Annotated in this window: 12 protein-coding genes; 7 read left to right on the forward strand and 5 right to left on the reverse strand. The window is 43.2% G+C overall.

Features of this window, described 5'->3' with window-relative positions; genetic code table 11:
- Window position 1 precedes the first annotated feature (1 nt).
- Window positions 2-934 (forward strand): ABC transporter ATP-binding protein, encoded by a 933-nt coding sequence (locus QSH61_RS08345; RefSeq protein ID WP_206472793.1) that lies wholly within the window; start codon window positions 2-4, stop codon window positions 932-934.
- Window positions 918-2,060 carry an ABC transporter permease gene (locus tag QSH61_RS08350; RefSeq protein ID WP_206472795.1) on the forward strand — a complete coding sequence of 381 codons (1,143 nt, stop codon included), beginning with the start codon at window positions 918-920 and terminating at the stop codon, window positions 2,058-2,060. Before QSH61_RS08345 ends, QSH61_RS08350 begins: the two co-directional genes overlap by 17 nt.
- Before the next feature lie 248 nt (window positions 2,061-2,308).
- On the opposite strand, the gene metG is transcribed toward QSH61_RS08350, so the two are convergent.
- Window positions 2,309-4,345, reverse strand: coding sequence for a methionine--tRNA ligase (metG, locus tag QSH61_RS08355; protein WP_206472804.1), 2,037 nt, complete (start codon window positions 4,343-4,345; stop codon window positions 2,309-2,311).
- Between the two features lie 202 nt (window positions 4,346-4,547).
- Here metG and apbC point away from each other — a divergent pair, with 202 nt between their 5' ends.
- The 3 genes from apbC (at window position 4,548) to QSH61_RS08370 (ending at window position 9,164) form a co-directional block, all read left to right on the forward strand.
- Window positions 4,548-5,651 carry an iron-sulfur cluster carrier protein ApbC gene (gene apbC, locus QSH61_RS08360; RefSeq protein WP_174168984.1) on the forward strand — a complete coding sequence of 368 codons (1,104 nt, stop codon included), beginning with the start codon at window positions 4,548-4,550 and terminating at the stop codon, window positions 5,649-5,651.
- A 2-nt stretch (window positions 5,652-5,653) separates the two neighbouring features.
- Entirely contained in the window at window positions 5,654-6,238 is a 585-nt protein-coding gene (gene dcd, locus QSH61_RS08365) for a dCTP deaminase (protein ID WP_010371648.1), read from the forward strand.
- 460 nt (window positions 6,239-6,698) lie between these two features.
- The gene (locus QSH61_RS08370; protein WP_174168983.1) at window positions 6,699-9,164 is read left to right on the forward strand and encodes a bifunctional diguanylate cyclase/phosphodiesterase; all 2,466 of its coding nucleotides are present in this window, start codon (window positions 6,699-6,701) and stop codon (window positions 9,162-9,164) included.
- On the opposite strand, the gene QSH61_RS08375 is transcribed toward QSH61_RS08370, so the two are convergent.
- Both QSH61_RS08375 and QSH61_RS08380 read right to left on the reverse strand, forming a co-directional pair.
- Window positions 9,124-9,912 carry a CLCA_X family protein gene (locus tag QSH61_RS08375; RefSeq protein WP_206472806.1) on the reverse strand — a complete coding sequence of 263 codons (789 nt, stop codon included), beginning with the start codon at window positions 9,910-9,912 and terminating at the stop codon, window positions 9,124-9,126. The genes QSH61_RS08370 and QSH61_RS08375 overlap by 41 nt on opposite strands.
- Before the next feature lie 9 nt (window positions 9,913-9,921).
- Window positions 9,922-10,512, reverse strand: a complete 591-nt coding sequence (locus QSH61_RS08380; protein ID WP_174168981.1) for a tRNA-uridine aminocarboxypropyltransferase — start codon at window positions 10,510-10,512, stop codon at window positions 9,922-9,924.
- A 119-nt stretch (window positions 10,513-10,631) separates the two neighbouring features.
- Between QSH61_RS08380 and QSH61_RS08385 the strand changes: the two genes are divergently transcribed.
- Window positions 10,632-10,976: an Hpt domain-containing protein gene (locus QSH61_RS08385; RefSeq protein ID WP_206472808.1), complete on the forward strand. Its 345-nt coding sequence runs from the start codon at window positions 10,632-10,634 to the stop codon at window positions 10,974-10,976.
- Between the two features lie 188 nt (window positions 10,977-11,164).
- Entirely contained in the window at window positions 11,165-12,379 is a 1,215-nt protein-coding gene (locus QSH61_RS08390; protein WP_039495683.1) for a pyridoxal phosphate-dependent aminotransferase, read from the forward strand.
- 67 nt (window positions 12,380-12,446) lie between these two features.
- On the opposite strand, the gene QSH61_RS08395 is transcribed toward QSH61_RS08390, so the two are convergent.
- Together QSH61_RS08395 and QSH61_RS08400 are read right to left on the reverse strand one after the other, a co-directional pair.
- Window positions 12,447-15,617: an efflux RND transporter permease subunit gene (locus QSH61_RS08395; RefSeq protein WP_206472810.1), complete on the reverse strand. Its 3,171-nt coding sequence runs from the start codon at window positions 15,615-15,617 to the stop codon at window positions 12,447-12,449.
- A 5-nt stretch (window positions 15,618-15,622) separates the two neighbouring features.
- Window positions 15,623-16,798 carry an efflux RND transporter periplasmic adaptor subunit gene (locus QSH61_RS08400; RefSeq protein WP_206472812.1) on the reverse strand — a complete coding sequence of 392 codons (1,176 nt, stop codon included), beginning with the start codon at window positions 16,796-16,798 and terminating at the stop codon, window positions 15,623-15,625.
- Window positions 16,799-16,839: the final 41 nt, after the last annotated feature.

A 16,839-nucleotide genomic window follows, 5' to 3' on the forward strand; every position in this document is an offset into this window, starting at 1 on the left:
AATGACCAAGGAAATCGTGATCCAAAGTAAAGGTTTGGGTAAGCAGTTTAACGACTATTGGGCGGTTTCAAACCTAGACCTTACCGTAAAACAGGGCGAAATTTACGGCTTTCTAGGGCCAAATGGCTGCGGAAAATCAACCACAATCCGAATGTTGACTGGACTGTTAACACCAACCACAGGTCATATCAGTATTATGGGAAAGGATGTGCAGGCACATGGTGAAAGCTTACGTAATCGATTAGGCTACATGACGCAAAAATTCTCCCTATACGAGTCGCTAAGCGTGCTGGAGAATCTCGAGTTTGTGGCGAAAATTTATGGTTTATCACGCAATGATGTTAAGCGTAGAGTGGCTGAGCTGCTACAGGAATACCAATTAGAAGATAAAAAATCGGTGCAGTCCGGTGCATTGAGTGGTGGACAAAAACAACGCCTCGCGCTTGCTGCCGCTGTTATTCATAAACCAGAGTTGCTCTTTTTAGATGAGCCGACGTCAGCGGTTGACCCGGAAAATCGTCGCGCATTTTGGGAGCAGTTATTTAGTTTAAGCGCGCAGGGCACGACCATTTTAGTGTCTACCCATTATATGGACGAGGCTGAGCGTTGTCACCGCCTTGCTATCTTAGAGCAAGGTGTAAAGCGTGCGGATGATAGTCCCATCGCGCTGATGGAACAGTTAAAGGTTTCGGTGTGCGAAGTTGTGGGTGACGACGTCGCGGCATTAAAAACACGTTTAGCTTCATTACCCAGTGTGATTTCCGTCTCCCAAATAGGTGCTCGCCTTAGGGTGTTGATAAACAAAAAAGAATCACAACCTCTGGCATTATTGCGAGCTGAATCTGGAGGTGGTTACGAAGTGGATTTCACTCGCGCTAACCTCGAGGATGTGTTTGTAACGAGCACAGGGAGGGGCTATGCTGAGCTTGCGTAGGTTAAATGCCATCGTCAGTAAAGAGTTTATGCAGCTGGCACGCGACCGTATTACCTTTGCGATGATTGTGATGTTGCCATTGGCGCAGCTGTTGCTATTTGGTTATGCAATTAATACTGACGTAAGACATGTTTCCGCAGGTATTGTAGATTTTAGTCAGACTTATCAATCCAGACAGTTGATCCAAACCGCAGCCAACACTCAAGTTGTTGACTTTATCGGCTATTACGATTCAATTGCGGCGGCTGAGCAGGCCATTACCAGAGGAAAGGTGAATACCGTGTTGGTTATTCCTGCTGATTTTGTGCGTCGGCAGCTCAATCGTGATTATCAACTAAGTGGCTATAAAGTGGGTAATAGTACGGCGCAACATAGCGTTGCACAGTGGTTGATTGATGGTTCCGATCCGCTATTGAGTGGTGCCGTGGCAGGACTCAGCAAGTTGCCAATTAGCATCAAAAGGTTACCTATGCCTGCACTGCCAGACTCAGCTTTTGCGCTGCAAAATTACTTTAACCCAGAGAAACGTTCGTCGGTTAATATTATTCCCGGTTTGATTGCTATTATATTAACGATGACGATGATCCTATTCACCTCCTCAGCGCTGGTTAGAGAGCGTGAGCAGGGTAATATGGAATTTCTTATCACCACACCGGTTCGGCCAACTGAACTAATGTTAGGTAAAATTCTACCTTACATTCTTGTTGGCTTTATTCAAATGGCGATAATACTATTTTTAGGACATTGGCTATTTGATGTACCGCTCAATTTTGATATGCCAAGTTTACTTATCGTGACGTTGTTGTTTATCACCGCGAGCCTTACCTTAGGACTGTTGATCTCCACCAAAGCCAAGAACCAATTACAAGCAATGCAAATGACGGTTTTTGTGTTACTGCCTGCGATATTGCTATCAGGGTTTATGTTCCCATTTGCCGCGATGCCAAGAGCGGCGCAATACCTTGCAGAGATCTTACCTGCCACACATTACGTACGGTCGATCCGAGCTGTGGTACTTCGAGGCGCGCATTTCAGCGATTTGTATTTTGATTTACTCTGTTTAGTCGCCTTTAGTGTGATTGGCTTTATGATTGCGACGATGCGCTTTAAAAAGCGATTAGATTAGTTGTGTAAATATTGAACAGCAAAGGATGGGCATTAGTCTTTATTATGTTTACGCTTTTTAGTGAGCAAGTAAATGATACCTTCGGTGCGCTGGGCAATTTAATTCTGGTGTTATGGCTTGCGATACTCAATATTTCGGTGCATTTGGTGTAGATTAAAGCTGGCAACTTGTTGGCGCGAAGGTTTGATATAGGCAAAAATAAAGGCTTCTAAATGGAAGCCTTTATTTGTATACAAGTAATAGGGTGATTACATCACTCGCATGCCAGGCTGTGAACCTTCGTCTGGGTTCAAGATGTAAATTTCTTTACCACCAGGACCTGCAGCCAACACCATGCCTTCTGACATACCAAAACGCATCTTGCGAGGTTTTAGGTTTGCAACCATTACTGTTAACTTGCCGATAAGATCTTCAGGTGAATGAGCAGACTTAATGCCAGCAAACACCTGGCGCGTTTCACCACCTAAATCAAGCGTAAGTTTAAGCAGTTTATCTGCACCTTCAACATGCTCTGCGTTGGCAATTTTTGCGACACGCAGATCAACTTTGGCAAAATCATCGAATTCGATTTCCGCAGCGATTGGCTCTTTGGCAAGCGGGCTATTCGGATCTGCTGCTAAAGATTGACCACCCACTTTCTTTTCAAGACTTTCTTTCGAAGACTCGATCATCGCATTCACTTTATCAAGTTCAACACGCTGCATTAGTGCCTTAAACTTATTGATTTCATGATTAACAAGGGCGTTGTCAACGCTTTCCCAACTTAGCTCAGTGTTTAAGAAAGCTTCTACATTTTTCGCCATACCTGGAAGGATAGGCTTTAAATAAGTAAGTAGTACGCGGAATAGGTTAAGACCCATAGAGCACACTTGATGTGCACGCTCAAGCGTCTCTTCATTCTTTGCAAGTACCCAAGGCGCTTCGGCATCAATAAACTGGTTTGCTTTGTCAGCAAGGGTCATGATTTCACGCACTGCGCGGCTGTATTCGCGGTTTTCAAAATGTGTCGCGATTGAATCCTTTGCAGCAACAAAGCTAGTTAGTAGCGCTTCGTCCATAATAGAGCCGCTTAGCTTGCCGTCAAATTTCTTAGTAATGAAGCCTGCGCAGCGACTCGCGATGTTTACCACTTTGCCCACTAAGTCTGAGTTTACGCGTGCCGCGAAATCTTCTAAGTTGAGGTCTAAATCCGTAACGCCGCTGTTTAGTTTAGCCGCGTAGTAATAACGTAAATATTCAGGGTCTAAGTGTTCAAGGTAGGTACGAGCCTTTACAAAAGTGCCTTTTGACTTAGACATCTTAGCGCCATTCACGGTGACAAAACCGTGAGCGAATACGTTATTTGGTTTGCGGAAATTAGCGCCATCAAGCATTGCAGGCCAGAATAGGCTGTGGAAGTAGATGATGTCTTTACCGATAAAGTGATAAAGCTCGGCGTCAGAGCCTTCACCCCAAAACTCGTCAAAGTTTAGGCCTTGTTTCTCGCAAAGGTTTTTGAAGCTTGCCATGTAACCGATTGGTGCATCCAACCAAACATAGAAATATTTGCCAGGCGCGCCTGGGATTTCAAAACCAAAATAGGGGGCGTCACGGCTGATATCCCACTGCTGCAAGCCGTCTGCAAACCATTCGTCTAGCTTGTTCGCCATTTCAGATTGCAGACTACCTGAGCGTAGCCATGTTTTTAGCATGTCTTCGAATGCTGGTAAGTCAAAGAAGTAATGCTCTGAATCTTTCAAGATAGGTGTCGCACCAGACATCACAGATTTTGGCTCAATCAACTCTGTTGGGCTGTAGGTTGCACCGCAGGCATCACAGCTATCGCCATTTTGATCTTCAGACTTACAAGTCGGGCAAGTACCAGTAACAAAACGATCTGGTAGGAAAATGCCTTTCTCTGGATCAAATAACTGTGAAATTGTACGCTTTTTGATATAGCCTTTTTCGTCTAAACGAGTGTAGATAAGCTCGCTTAGTTCACGGTTTTCGTCACTATGTGTGCTGTGATAGTTATCAAACTCGATATTGAAGTCTGCAAAGTCACGCTGACGCTCAATACTCACCTGCTTAACCATTTCTTCAGGTGTGATACCTTGCTTCTGTGCATTTAGCATGATTGGCGTGCCGTGCGCATCGTCTGCACATACATAATAGGCTTCATGGCCTTGTAACTTTTGGAAGCGAGCCCAAATATCGGTTTGAATATATTCCAGCAAGTGGCCTAAGTGAGTGGGGCCATTTGCGTATGGTAATGCACTGGTAATGAGAATTTTTCTCTTCGTCATAACGATTCCATGAATTTAGCGCGATCTTTCTAATTGATGGTGTTGAATTGGTTGATTATTCACCGAGTTAACACTTGAATGGACAAGTGTGCTTAGTGACTCACCTTCGTTCAGACCATGAACCGCGAATTGACTGGTTTTAATGAGTTGAATGTTACATAATTCCGTGGCTATTTTCATCATCCAGAGGAGTTTAATTTGTATGTTTGGACTGGAAAAATGGTTTGCCAAGGGAAAAAACACCAAACAGGCAATCATTGAGCTTTTAAATGGCTATCGTAGTGCCGCATTACCAGTGGGAATTGATGCAAATTGGGTGATCAAAACACAAGAATCAAAGGCGCAAATTCAAGTACAAATTAATTTTCCATTTGCTATTCAATGTGATCAAGAAATTGCCAGTTATCTGCAGCAACACTTAGGTAAGCCAATTGAGGTGACATCGAAAGTCGTCGTAGTCGGCAGACCAAAATTTAAAGCCATTAAACATATTATTCTTGTTGCCTCGGGTAAGGGCGGGGTGGGTAAGTCTACCACTGCGATTAATTTGGCGTATGCGCTACGTGCTCAAGGCGCGAAAGTCGGTGTGCTAGATGCTGATATTTATGGCCCTTCGCTACCGAGTTTACTGGCTCTTGAGGATGAAAAACCTCAGGCGAAAGATGATAAAACCTTACTACCAATTGAAAAGTCGGGCATTAAAGCCATGTCTATCGGCTTTTTGGTCCCAGCAGAGGACGCCACTGTTTGGCGAGGACCAATGGCTTCTCAAGCGCTTACTCAATTGTTAAATGAAACGGATTGGGGCGAGCTGGATTATCTGATTGTTGATATGCCACCTGGCACAGGAGATATCCAACTTACCATGACGCAAAAAGTGCCAGCCAGTGGTGCGGTGATTGTCACCACACCGCAGACCTTGGCGCTTGCAGATGCCCAGAAGGGCATCGCGATGTTTGAAAAAGTGCAGCTCCCCATTTTAGGTTTGGTCGAAAATATGAGTTACTTCAATTGTGAGCAATGTGGTAGCCGCAACCATATTTTTGGTCACTCTGGTGGCACCACGTTGGCGAGTCGCTATGGTGTGCCTTTGCTTGCGGAAGTACCGCTTAACGAACAGATCAGAACAGCAACGGAGCAGGGCGAAGATATCATTGCCACAGTCCGTGAGCCTAACTCAGAAAGCAAGACTGACAATTATGGTATAGCAGATCACTATGTTGATTGTGCCCAACTGGTTGCCAGTATGTTATATTACCAATCAGACTCAACATCGGGTGTTGAGATTGTGATGACGGAAGACTAAGAATGAGATTATCGGATACCCATATTCGAGAAGCGATTGAACAACAACGCATAATCATCGAACCTACACCTAAGCCAGATATGATTTCAGGCGTTACCGTGGATTTAAGACTGGGTAACAAGTTTAGAGTGTTTCAGGACCATGCCGCGCCTTACGTTGATCTCAGTGGTCCTAAAGATCAGATCAATGCCGCGATGGAATCCATCATGAGTGACGAAATTGTGTTAGAAGATGGCCAAGCGTTTTTCTTGCACCCTGGTGAGCTTGCGCTGGCAATGACGTATGAAAAGGTAACCCTACCTGCCGACCTTGTTGGTTGGTTAGATGGCCGCTCGTCGCTGGCAAGGCTAGGTTTAATGGTTCATGTTACTGCGCATCGTATTGATCCCGGTTGGTCTGGAAACATCGTATTAGAGTTCTATAACTCAGGTAAGTTGCCTTTGGCACTTAGGCCAAACATGAAAATAGGTGCGATGAGCTTTGAAACGATGACAAGTGCTGCGCAATTCCCTTATAACGAGCGTAAAGACGCCAAATATAAGGATCAAAATAGTGCGGTTGCTTCGCGTATTAGTGACGACAGTTAATTGAATAGGTAGGCGAGAGGATTTGTGTGTAAATAGTTGGCCTATTACAAACAAATCTGACGCTTAGTTTTGGAATAACAGCGGCTGGAGAACAAGTTGTTGTTCCAATCTTATAATTAAATATTTAACCCCCTATAACGGCATGCCATCTTTACATTTTTGATCCCCCATCAAATAACCATAACGATTTAAATTCAATAATATTTTTGCATTTGCTTTGATCCAAACCATACTTATTGTAATGCGTTTTTTATGTTGTCGGCGAAAGCGTCATGCGAATGACTGCAGTAGACAAAGTGAAATAGGTATTAGTGCGCGAATGGCGTTGCCTTCTGATTTGCAAAGAGAAGCTCATAGCCAATGTTTTCAGGTTGGTGTTTTTCTTGAACGTTAACGCTTGGTTCTTTGCATAACGAATAGGCTGATAAATCACCGTCAAAGTGACTCAAGGAGAATGGGTATGTGGCTTAGCGCTGCTAGGTATGCCACACTGATGTTTACGATAATTGTGTGTTGCATCTTTGCGATGTTGGCTACTGCTGAAACGCAGCTGGCCGCAGAAACTATAGAAGCAAGACCTTTAATTTCAGTAGGCTATGGTGACTTTTCCGAGGCCCAGTTTAATGTATCGCAAGAAACGGTAATTATTCCAAAGGGTGTTGCGGTTTGGCTTCGAATCACAAACCTCGTTCGCGATGATCTGTCAGTCCAAGTGCTAACAGTCGCACGTCCATCCATGGGCAGTGTTGAGTTTTTTACCACGGACCCTATTGGAAAATTAACTCAAATCCCTGCAGGTAATAATCATACATCGTTATCCCATTTTTCCCCCCATTTGGTAATTGATGCAAATAGCCATATTGAGCCGATCGTTGTTAAAGTTCAATCACCCTATGTTTCCTTGTCCAGAGTGAGTATTGATCCTTATGAAGTTTATATAGAAGATACCAATGCTCATCTATTTTTAACTGGATTGTTTCTGGGGGTAATGTTTTTATTGAGTATTTTCATGCTCAGTACCGGTATTATTTCGAAACGCGCAAGCCTGCTTTCGGTTGGTGGCTATTTACTGTCATTAGCCTGCCTTTACGTCACCCATAAAGGACTCGCTGATATCTTTTTCAGCTACCAAAATAGCATTCATTTTTTACATTACAGTGGCAGCTTTGTGTGTTTTGCACTCGGCTTCAGCCTTTTGTTTTTTCATCATTTCCTTACTAAAAATAGGCTTGATAGAAAGATAAAGCTAACCATCAAGACGACCGCATATATCTACTTACTAAGTGGTGTCATTGTGGCGTTTGCTAAAGTGGATTTACCGTTTGCACTTCAGTCCATAATGGTTATTGGTGCGATTGTATTAAGTACGATGATTTTGGTAAGTCAAGATAAAGACAGCCGTAAAGAAGTCTATTTTTGCTGCGCAATTTGGTCTCCTATGGTGGCGGTATTAATTGGTTTTGCTGGGAGTCAATTAATACAACCAAGTGAGCAAATATCAATCGTAAACCATGTGTTGATCAGCCTACATTTAATGCTCTTACTACTGTTTGTGGTTTGGCATGATGCGGAAAAGCGGCGTATGTATATTCATTACGCTGAGTTTGATAAAGAGACTGCACTTCCCAATAAATTCGCCCTGTTTGGTTCGCTCGCTAAGCTTGAGGAGCAAAATAAAGCGCATACATTGTTGCTTTTTAAACCACTGATCCTGCCATCAATAAGGCTGAGTTTTGGCTTAACCTTTGCAAATCAGCACATCAATAAGTTATTCAAAGAGGTCTCTGAGCAAATCAATACTTATGGTAGCGCTGCCGTTGCAAATAAACGAAACACACCTATTTACCGCCTAGAAGACCAAGTGTTTGCCATCGTGCTTGATGGTAAAATAGAGGTCAGTCAAGTTGAGCAATATGTATGTATTTTATCAGCTGTATTCGAAGAAGGGGTTGGCTATAAAGACACGCAGATTGTCGATAGTCTAGAGGTTGGGGTAGCGAATTATCCAATGCATGCAAAATCCACTGAGAAGCTTATCCAGCGCGCGCTGCAGGCTCTTAATACTAAGTCACACAATGGTCAACGTTGGCATCTATTTGATGTTGAAAGCTCTATTTCGACTGAGCGACAATTAAAGCTCACCTCGTTTCTTAAAAGTGCGATAGAACATGAACAGTTCAGTTTATTCTTTCAGCCGCAGGTAGACCTCAGGACTGGCAGGGTATTTGGCTCGGAAGTGCTACTGCGCTGGCTTCACCCTGAACTTGGTTACATACCACCTGACGAATTTATTCCGATTGCGGAGTCTTCAGGGCAAATTTATGAGATCACCGAATGGGTGATTGAGCATGCGCTTCATTATCAAGCTGAGATAACCAAGTTATTGCCTGAGCACGTTATTTCAATCAACGTATCTGGTCGTGACTTGAGTAGAAGAGAGTTGTCGGTACAGCTTATTACGCTTATCAATGAATTATCACTCGCACCTTCTCAAATAATGATAGAGATCACGGAATCTGTAACGATAGGAAAAGAAGCAGAGCTTAAAGGGGTGTTAGATGATTATCGTTCAATCGGCGTAAAGGTGGCGATAGACGATTTTGGTACTGGATATTCCTCACTTGCATATTTGAGTAAACTTGGATTTGATGAACTTAAAATTGATAAAAGTTTTGTGATGGATATTGAGACATCTAAGAGCAACCAAACAATTTGTAAAGCGACGTGTGATATGGCGCACAGTTTAGGATCAAGGGTGGTGGCAGAAGGGGTTGAGGATATCAATAGCTACATTCGTTTGCAGGCCTATGGCTGCGACTTTGCACAGGGCTATTTTATTTCACGTCCGTTGCCGTTCACGGAATTTAAGAGTTGGCTAAGTAAAGTCACCTATGCTGGTGATATAAAATCTTTCCTAGTTCGCTGAAGTAGTGAAAAATGGGCTCAGCGCATCGTTTTCTATGTTCATGCTTTGGGTAAATCCCCAGTTTTTCTTGTTCTGAACCTTTAATTCCCGCGGCCAAAAATGAATTTGATATATCGCTGTGATAGGCAATAATGGCCTCGAACATCCGAGCTGTTAGCTCCTCGGGCAGGGCGTAATATATTTGTTTGTTTGCGCTATCAGCAATCTTGGCGGTATGAAAATACCGATTTGGTTTTTGATGTTGTTCATCTAAAAAGGTATGCGCAAAAAACGTTGCTAAAGCATTGTTCAGAGGGTGTAATACGGTTTCAGTAGAAAGTAACCAAGCTGACGATGCAAAAGGCTTTTTTGGCTGTGTTATTAAATGCTGGCAAATATAGTGATCAAATGCATGCCACCATTCGTGGGCAAGTGCGCCACCGCCGGCATTTTTTGCTAACGCGAGTGTTCTCGTATTTGCCGCGTAATGCGCTTGAATACCTTGTTGACCGCCTGTACCAAAAGCAAAATTAAGTGTTCCCCGAAGGCCAATGACTTCTGGTGGTACCTGTAATATTTGGGCTAGATCTGCGAGGGCATCATAAATGAAGTTGGCGGATAAACGGGTTTCTTCGGGCGTAACCCAATGACCAATGGTCATGGTTTTAAAGCCAAAGGTCTGTTTAATTTCACTGAAATCAACTTGATCGCCGAATCGATAATTGGGTCCTCGGCGAGTGTATCCGCGCAGTAGTCTCGAGCTTGGCATTTTCTTCCTTTAATACCGAGCCTTAACATCATCAGGCATTCGCGTCATCTGTTCTTTCACCATGCCTGCTTGAAGTTTATAGAGATCCGCAGTTTCGCATTGATCTACAATCTCGAGAAATTGAGCTGCCGCTTCAAGTGTTGATAAACTGTATTCATGTTTAGATTTACGAATAGTATATTCACTCGCATTTACCGAATCGAACTGAAAACTGGGTAACTGGCTTAGCCACGGATTGAGCTTATAAAGCTTAGTGGCTTTCTTCCAAGTACCATCCAATAAGATGATGGCATCAAGATTTTGAGCGCGATTATGTTCTGTAGTTAAGGTCTTAGCGTGGCTGTTTGGGTAAAGTAGTGCAACATGGTTTCCGTTGCAGAAGTTAATCAACTCTTCAAAGTCAGTGGTATTTTCTCCAACATACAGCGCAAAACTGTCTAACTGCAAGGCGAGGAGCTTTGCGGTATTCTTGGCGACTTTTACTTCGCTTGGGTGCTGCATGATAATAACTTGAGTCGCATTTGGTATCACGTTACCAATATAGGAGCATACGCAAGTTTTTGTGGGAAACTGACAGACTGGACAGGTATTACGTTTCATGTTTGATGAGGTGTTTCTTAATATAAGTCATATTTTATCATATCTTGCCCGCATTTACTTTGCACAAGAAACCAGATTTGGCTAGCATAAGTAATAGAATATTAAATTTAAGGAAAATTATGAGCATCGTAATAGATGAAGGTGCCCTAGAAAACATGCAAATGTTGCTGGGCGAGCAATTCGAAGATACGGTTCATTTTTGTTGTTCTGAATTCGAGCGGTTAGAATCGGAGTTGATGCTGAATTTGAATCAGGATCAAGAAGCTGCCATTCGTCATGCTCACAGTTTGAAATCTAACGCTGCTCAGTTTGGGGCCGCTAGTTTGAGCGATTTAGCAAAGACGATAGAACATGCCCTTATTCAAGGGGAGCAGGATATTGTTGATGACTCTATTGAGAAGCTTGCAGCACAAGTTGCAGGTTCAAAAGCGCAACTGCAGCAGTGGGTGAGTGCACAGTCTTAAATCCAGCACAGGCCAAAGAGCGGAAATAAGGTCGTTTATACGGCCTTTTTTATTTAATATTGCTCTTATTTATTCCACCCTAATCACTTCATTTTATAAGTTGCTTTTTTGAAGCATAAAAAGTTATCACAAGCATAGAATTTAGACGGCATTGTGATATATGCTTGAGCAAAATGAGGGGGTTATAGATGCTACAAATAACAAAAAGTAATAAGCTCAATGGTGTGAGTTACGATATTCGTGGTCCAGTATTGGATCAAGCAAGAAAAATGGAAGACGAGGGCATGAAAGTCCTCAAATTAAATATTGGTAATCCGGCGGCATTTGGCTTTGATATGCCAGAAGATATGCACCGAGACATCATAAAAAATTTATATTCTGCACAGGGCTATTGCGACTCAAAAGGATTATATTCTGCCCGAGTTGCCGTGTATCAATATTATCAACAAAAAAGCTTTCCCAATATTAGTGTTGATAACATCTTCATTGGCAATGGCGTCAGTGAATTGATCCAAATGACCGCACAAGCCCTACTCAATGATGGTGACGAAGTGTTGATCCCCGCACCGGATTATCCGTTATGGACTGCCGCTGTTAAATTATCAGGCGGTAACCCAGTGCATTATCTTTGTGATGAAGAGCAAGACTGGTTTCCAGATATCGAAGATATCAAGCGTAAAATCACGAGTCGTACAAAGGCATTGGTGCTGATCAACCCAAATAATCCGACCGGTGCTGTATATGATAAAGCATTGCTTGAGGCATTAATTGACGTTGCCAGAGAACACAAACTATTAATACTGAGTGATGAGATCTACGAAAAGATTTTATATGATGATGCAGAGCATTTTTCAATTGCGAGTCTTTGTGATGATATCCCAGTTATCACTTTCAACGGCTTAGCAAAAACCTATCGTGCGGCCGGGATCCGCATGGGCTGGATGGTGATCAGTGGTAAGCATTCAGTGATGCGGGACTTGATCACAGGCTTAGAAATGCTCGCGTCTATGCGATTATGCGCCAATGTTCCTGCACAGTTTGCCATTCAACAAGCGCTCGGAGGCATACAATCCATCGACCAACTCATTGAACCGGGTGGGCGTTTGTATGAGCAGCGTGATATTGCGTTTAAAGGCTTAAATGATATCGAAGGGATAAGCTGTGTAAAGCCAAAGGGCGCGCTTTATGCGTTTCCAAAAGTCGACGTGAAGCGGTTTAATATTAAGAATGATGAGCGTATGGTGCTGGACTTGCTCAAAGAAGAAAAAATTCTACTTGTCCACGGACGCGCTTTTAACTGGCCTAGTGCGGATCATTTTAGATTAGTGTTTTTACCACATAAAGATGATTTACAGCCTGCAATGGATAGAGTAAAGCGCTTTTTTGCGCATTACAGTCAGTAACATCTGTATTAAAAAATAAAAAAGCTCGGAAATTTCCGAGCTTTTTTGTGGGCTAGTAATTTGTTACTTAGGGAGTATTAGAATTTAGCTCCGGTGTCGTTTGTTGGCTATCAGCCGAGCTTTTACCTTTAAACCATTTGCGGCCAACGCGTTTAACATCTTCAAGTGCCACATATTGACAAGGGATAAGTACTAGGGTGATCACCGTGGCAAACAACACACCAAACGCAAGCGAAACCGCCATTGGAATAACAATTTTAGCTTGTAGGCTCGTTTCCATAATGATTGGTACAAGTCCGATAAAGGTGGTCAACGAAGTGAGCAAGATTGCTCTAAAGCGTTTACATCCGGCCTCGACGGCTGCGGCTTTTAAATCGATACCTTCTTCGCGTGCTTTATTGACAAAATCAACCATAACCAAAGAGTCGTTCACCACAACCCCTGCTACGGCAATAATACCAAAGAAAGACAAGCTACTCATTGTCATTCCCAATACCATATGACCGAATACCGCGCCGACCACACCAAATGGGATCACAGACATGATGATGACAGGCTGAGAATAAGAACGTAGTGGAATTGCCAGTAGTGCGAAAATAATCATTAATGATAGGGCAAAGTCACGAATTTGCTCAGCAACACTCTCCATTTCTTCTTGTACGCGACCTGCCACTGCACTTTGAACGCTAGGATAATTCTTTAATAGACTAGGAAGATATTCGTCACGAACTTGCTTTGCTATCTCAAAAGGTTGTGCGATTTCTGTATCAACTGATGCCCAAACATTAATAGTGCGTTTGGCGTTTTCTCGGCGAATTCGGTTAACACCGTCTACCAATTTCACGTCAGCCACTTCTACCAACGGCACTTCTGCACCTTGAGGCGTTAAGATACGCACGTCCTGAATGTCACTAATGGCATCACGGTGTTCTTTAGGATAACGGATCATTACTTTGATCTCTTCACCATCACGTAAAATACGCTGTGCTTCAAGGCCGTAATAACTGAAGTTTACTTGGGATGCAACATCCGCCAACGTGAGTCCAAGGCTGTACGCTAATGGTTTAAGCTCAAGCTGCACTTCATCGGTTGCTGATTGCATAGAGTCATTGATATCACCAACACCTTCAATAGTTGCTAGCTTGTCTTTTAGTTTCTGTGCGACTTCACGAAGCTCTTCTTTGTGTTTACCTTCTAACCTAAAGCTAATGTCTCCGTCATCACGGCCACCATTCATAATGCTATCTTGAATGTTTAGCGATTTAACACCAGGCAGTGCAGGCATTGCATCACGCCAGCGGGCGCTGAGTGCAAAGGTATCGATTGGACGTGCATCTGGTTCAACCAAGATCACCATAATATTTGCGCTTGTGCGGCCGTTCATATTCACCATGTAATCACGGATCATTTTCTTGCCAAACTCAGCCTCAATTTCTTTGTCGACATTCAGTACCATTTGCTCAATTTTTTGAATTGACTCAAGCGTCGCGTTTTCTGACGAAGATAAGTTCATATCAATCGAGATACGTGGAAAATCATGTGGGATTTTTGGATTAGCAACAAACTTCACTAAGCCACCAGCAAACATCCCGGCGCTAACAATTAAAATGGTTAAAAAGCCAACAATAACGGTATAGCGGTAGTGAATACAGCGGACAATGAATGGGCGGTACGTGTTTTCAATGAAAGATTGAAGGCCGCTATCCATTTTTTCTCTGAGGCGGTGGAACGGATTTTTAGGGTTGCTTGGTTTGTCTTTCATCGCTGCTAAATGCGCAGGTAAAACCAGCTTAGATTCAACCAAAGAGAATAGTAAGCAAAGAATTATTACGCCACCAATTGCTTTAGAAAATGCTGCAGTTGGGCCAGTTGCTAATGTTTGCGGCAAGAAAGCAGCAACAGTAGTAAGCACACCAAAAGTGGCTGGGATAGCAACACGTTTTACACCACGGACGACATTATCGAGGCTATGACCATGTTTTTCTATTTCAGCATGGGCGGATTCACCGACGACTATCGCGTCATCAACGACAATCCCCAACACCAAAATAAAGGCAAAGAGTGAGGCTAAGTTAATCGTTACGTCTAAATAACCCATTGGCATCATTAAAAATGCACCTAAGAAGCTAACTGGCAACCCCATCATTACCCAAAATGCTAAACGCACACGTAAAAATAGAGCAAGCATTAGCATAACTAATACCCCACCTAACGCCATATTTTCTAGCATCATGTTAAGGCGGCCATTGAGGTAATAGGTCAAGTCAATAAAGGGTTCAAGTTCTACGCCTTGTGGCAGTGAGCCTTTCTTTGCCTCAAGATAGTTCTTAATGATATCTGCAACTTTGGTGATGTCTTGGTCTTTTGACGCGCTAACTTCATACACCAGTGAGTTCTTACCATTGTATTTAGAGTATTGCAGTCCTTCTTCAAAGCCATCGTTAATGGTGGCGACATCGCCTAGGCTAACCTGTGCGCCGTCTGGTAGTGTTAGTAAGGGGAGTTTTCTAAACTCGTCACCGCGATAGGCTTGGTTTTCAACTCGCATTGAAATATAGCCATTTTCGGAGCGAATTTGGCCAGCAGACATGTTCGCTGAGAAGCTCTTTACTGCATCCGAAATTGCTCTAAAACTTAGGCCGTATTCGCGCATTTTATCCGGGCTTATCTCAATAGAGATTTCGTAGTTCAGGCCACCATCAAAGCGTACAAGGTTAACGCCAGGTAACGACAGCATTTCTTCATGAATGCGATTACCAAGCTCTTTAAGATCATGGGGACTCAAGTCGCCATTGAGTGACAACCACATCACTTCTTGGTTCTCTTTTTCGTGACGTACAATAGGACGCTCCATCCCTGATGGGAAAGTTGAGACGGAGTCTACTTGCATTTTTATTTCGTCGAGTACTTCTTTAGTGTTGTACTGCTCGTCTACTTCTATCCAAGTTTGCGAGTAACCGCGGTTAGAGTAGGTGATCAAGCGCTTGATCCCTTCTAGACCTTCCATGGATTCCTCGATCTTAATCGTGATCCCTTCCTCGACTTCTTGAGGTGCCGCGCCCGGATACACTGCTTGAACACTTATCCAGTTACTTATATATTGCGGAAACATTTGCTTGCGGATCGAAAACGCGGTAAGCAAGCCGCCCACAATAATAAATATCATCAATAAGTTTGCTGCGACTGGGTTACGTGCAAACCAAGCAATTAAGCCTTTTTCTGTGCTTTGACTATGCATAAACCTTACTCCTCTTTGAGCGCCAATTGGGTGTTTGCGCTTTGCGAAGGAGTATCGTCTGTACGTAGTTGCATCCCTTCAGACGGATAGTCCAGCGCTGAAGTAATGATCTGTTGGCCTGACTCAACGCCGTTATCAACGACGACCATGCCATTGTACTCTCTAATAATATTGACCTTTTTGTAACTCAGCTTGTTATCATCATCCAATGTTGCAACGCGACCTTCTTTCACTAAGTGATGAGGAAGCATAGTGGCATTTTGCACTAACAAACCTTGAATATCAGCATTGATATAAGCGCCAAAACGTAGTGGTTTTACGTTGTTGTGATAAGGCTGTTCGACTTGAGCAACTAGGTAGGTCATACGACTTTTGTTATCGATAACGCCTTCACTGCGGACTATTTCACCTTTCCAACTCATCGGTTGACCAGCGACTTCAGCTGTGATCACGACATCGGTGCCAACACCTTGTTGAGGTAAGTATTTCAAATCGTTATCGGCAACAGGGAGGCGTACTTCTGCAACAGATGTCGCATTGAGTTTTCCAAAGCCATTACCGGGATTGACTACACTACCAAGGCTTACGGTACGAGACTCTATAATCGCATCGTAAGGCGCTTTGATATAAGTACGCTCTAAATTTCGGTTCGCTCTTTTCACCGCTGCCTGCGCAGCTTTAAAGCTTGCTAACTTTTCAGCGAGCTGAGGTTTTCTCAAATAGAGTTCGGAAGGTATTTTTTCGTTAGCATTTGCTTTAATCCTTTGCCATTCTGCTTTTGCTACTTGCACCTGAGCTTGTTCTATTTCTAGCGCTGAGCTGGCTTGTGCTAAAGCCGCTTCGGCTTCAATCAGCGACGCTTCATAGTCATTCGGGTCGATGCGAGCAAGCACGTCACCTTCTTTGACAAAGCCACCTTTGACAAACTTGTCAGACAATGAAATGACTTGACCGCTGACCTGAGCAACAAGCTCAGTACTGTATTTTGGCATCACGATACCGTATGACGATACGTTCAGCCTAGTTTGGTCAATATGAATAGGTTGAACCTGTACGAGAGGATGTACTATTTCTTCTTTCTTCTCTTCTGGAGGTTGTTTCATTGCAGACATGGCAACAGCCGCTGCAATTCCCACCGCAAGAACGGCAATTGGTAGAATTATTTGTTTTTTACTAGCCACGTTAAAATCCTTCCTGTTGAATGATTCTTGATGACCCAGAT

Origin of the sequence: Pseudoalteromonas sp. JC3 (assembly GCF_030291895.1) — a bacterium.
Taxonomy (GTDB): Bacteria; Pseudomonadota; Gammaproteobacteria; order Enterobacterales; family Alteromonadaceae; genus Pseudoalteromonas.

Coding starts and splice junctions, on each gene's coding strand:
- QSH61_RS08345 (WP_206472793.1), top strand. CDS start 2: ATGACCAAGGAAATCGTGATCCAAAGTAAAGGTTTGGGTAAGCAGTTT.
- QSH61_RS08350 (WP_206472795.1), top strand. CDS start 918: ATGCTGAGCTTGCGTAGGTTAAATGCCATCGTCAGTAAAGAGTTTATG.
- metG (WP_206472804.1), bottom strand. CDS start 4,345: ATGACGAAGAGAAAAATTCTCATTACCAGTGCATTACCATACGCAAAT.
- apbC (WP_174168984.1), top strand. CDS start 4,548: ATGTTTGGACTGGAAAAATGGTTTGCCAAGGGAAAAAACACCAAACAG.
- dcd (WP_010371648.1), top strand. CDS start 5,654: ATGAGATTATCGGATACCCATATTCGAGAAGCGATTGAACAACAACGC.
- QSH61_RS08370 (WP_174168983.1), top strand. CDS start 6,699: ATGTGGCTTAGCGCTGCTAGGTATGCCACACTGATGTTTACGATAATT.
- QSH61_RS08375 (WP_206472806.1), bottom strand. CDS start 9,912: ATGCCAAGCTCGAGACTACTGCGCGGATACACTCGCCGAGGACCCAAT.
- QSH61_RS08380 (WP_174168981.1), bottom strand. CDS start 10,512: ATGAAACGTAATACCTGTCCAGTCTGTCAGTTTCCCACAAAAACTTGC.
- QSH61_RS08385 (WP_206472808.1), top strand. CDS start 10,632: ATGAGCATCGTAATAGATGAAGGTGCCCTAGAAAACATGCAAATGTTG.
- QSH61_RS08390 (WP_039495683.1), top strand. CDS start 11,165: ATGCTACAAATAACAAAAAGTAATAAGCTCAATGGTGTGAGTTACGAT.
- QSH61_RS08395 (WP_206472810.1), bottom strand. CDS start 15,617: ATGCATAGTCAAAGCACAGAAAAAGGCTTAATTGCTTGGTTTGCACGT.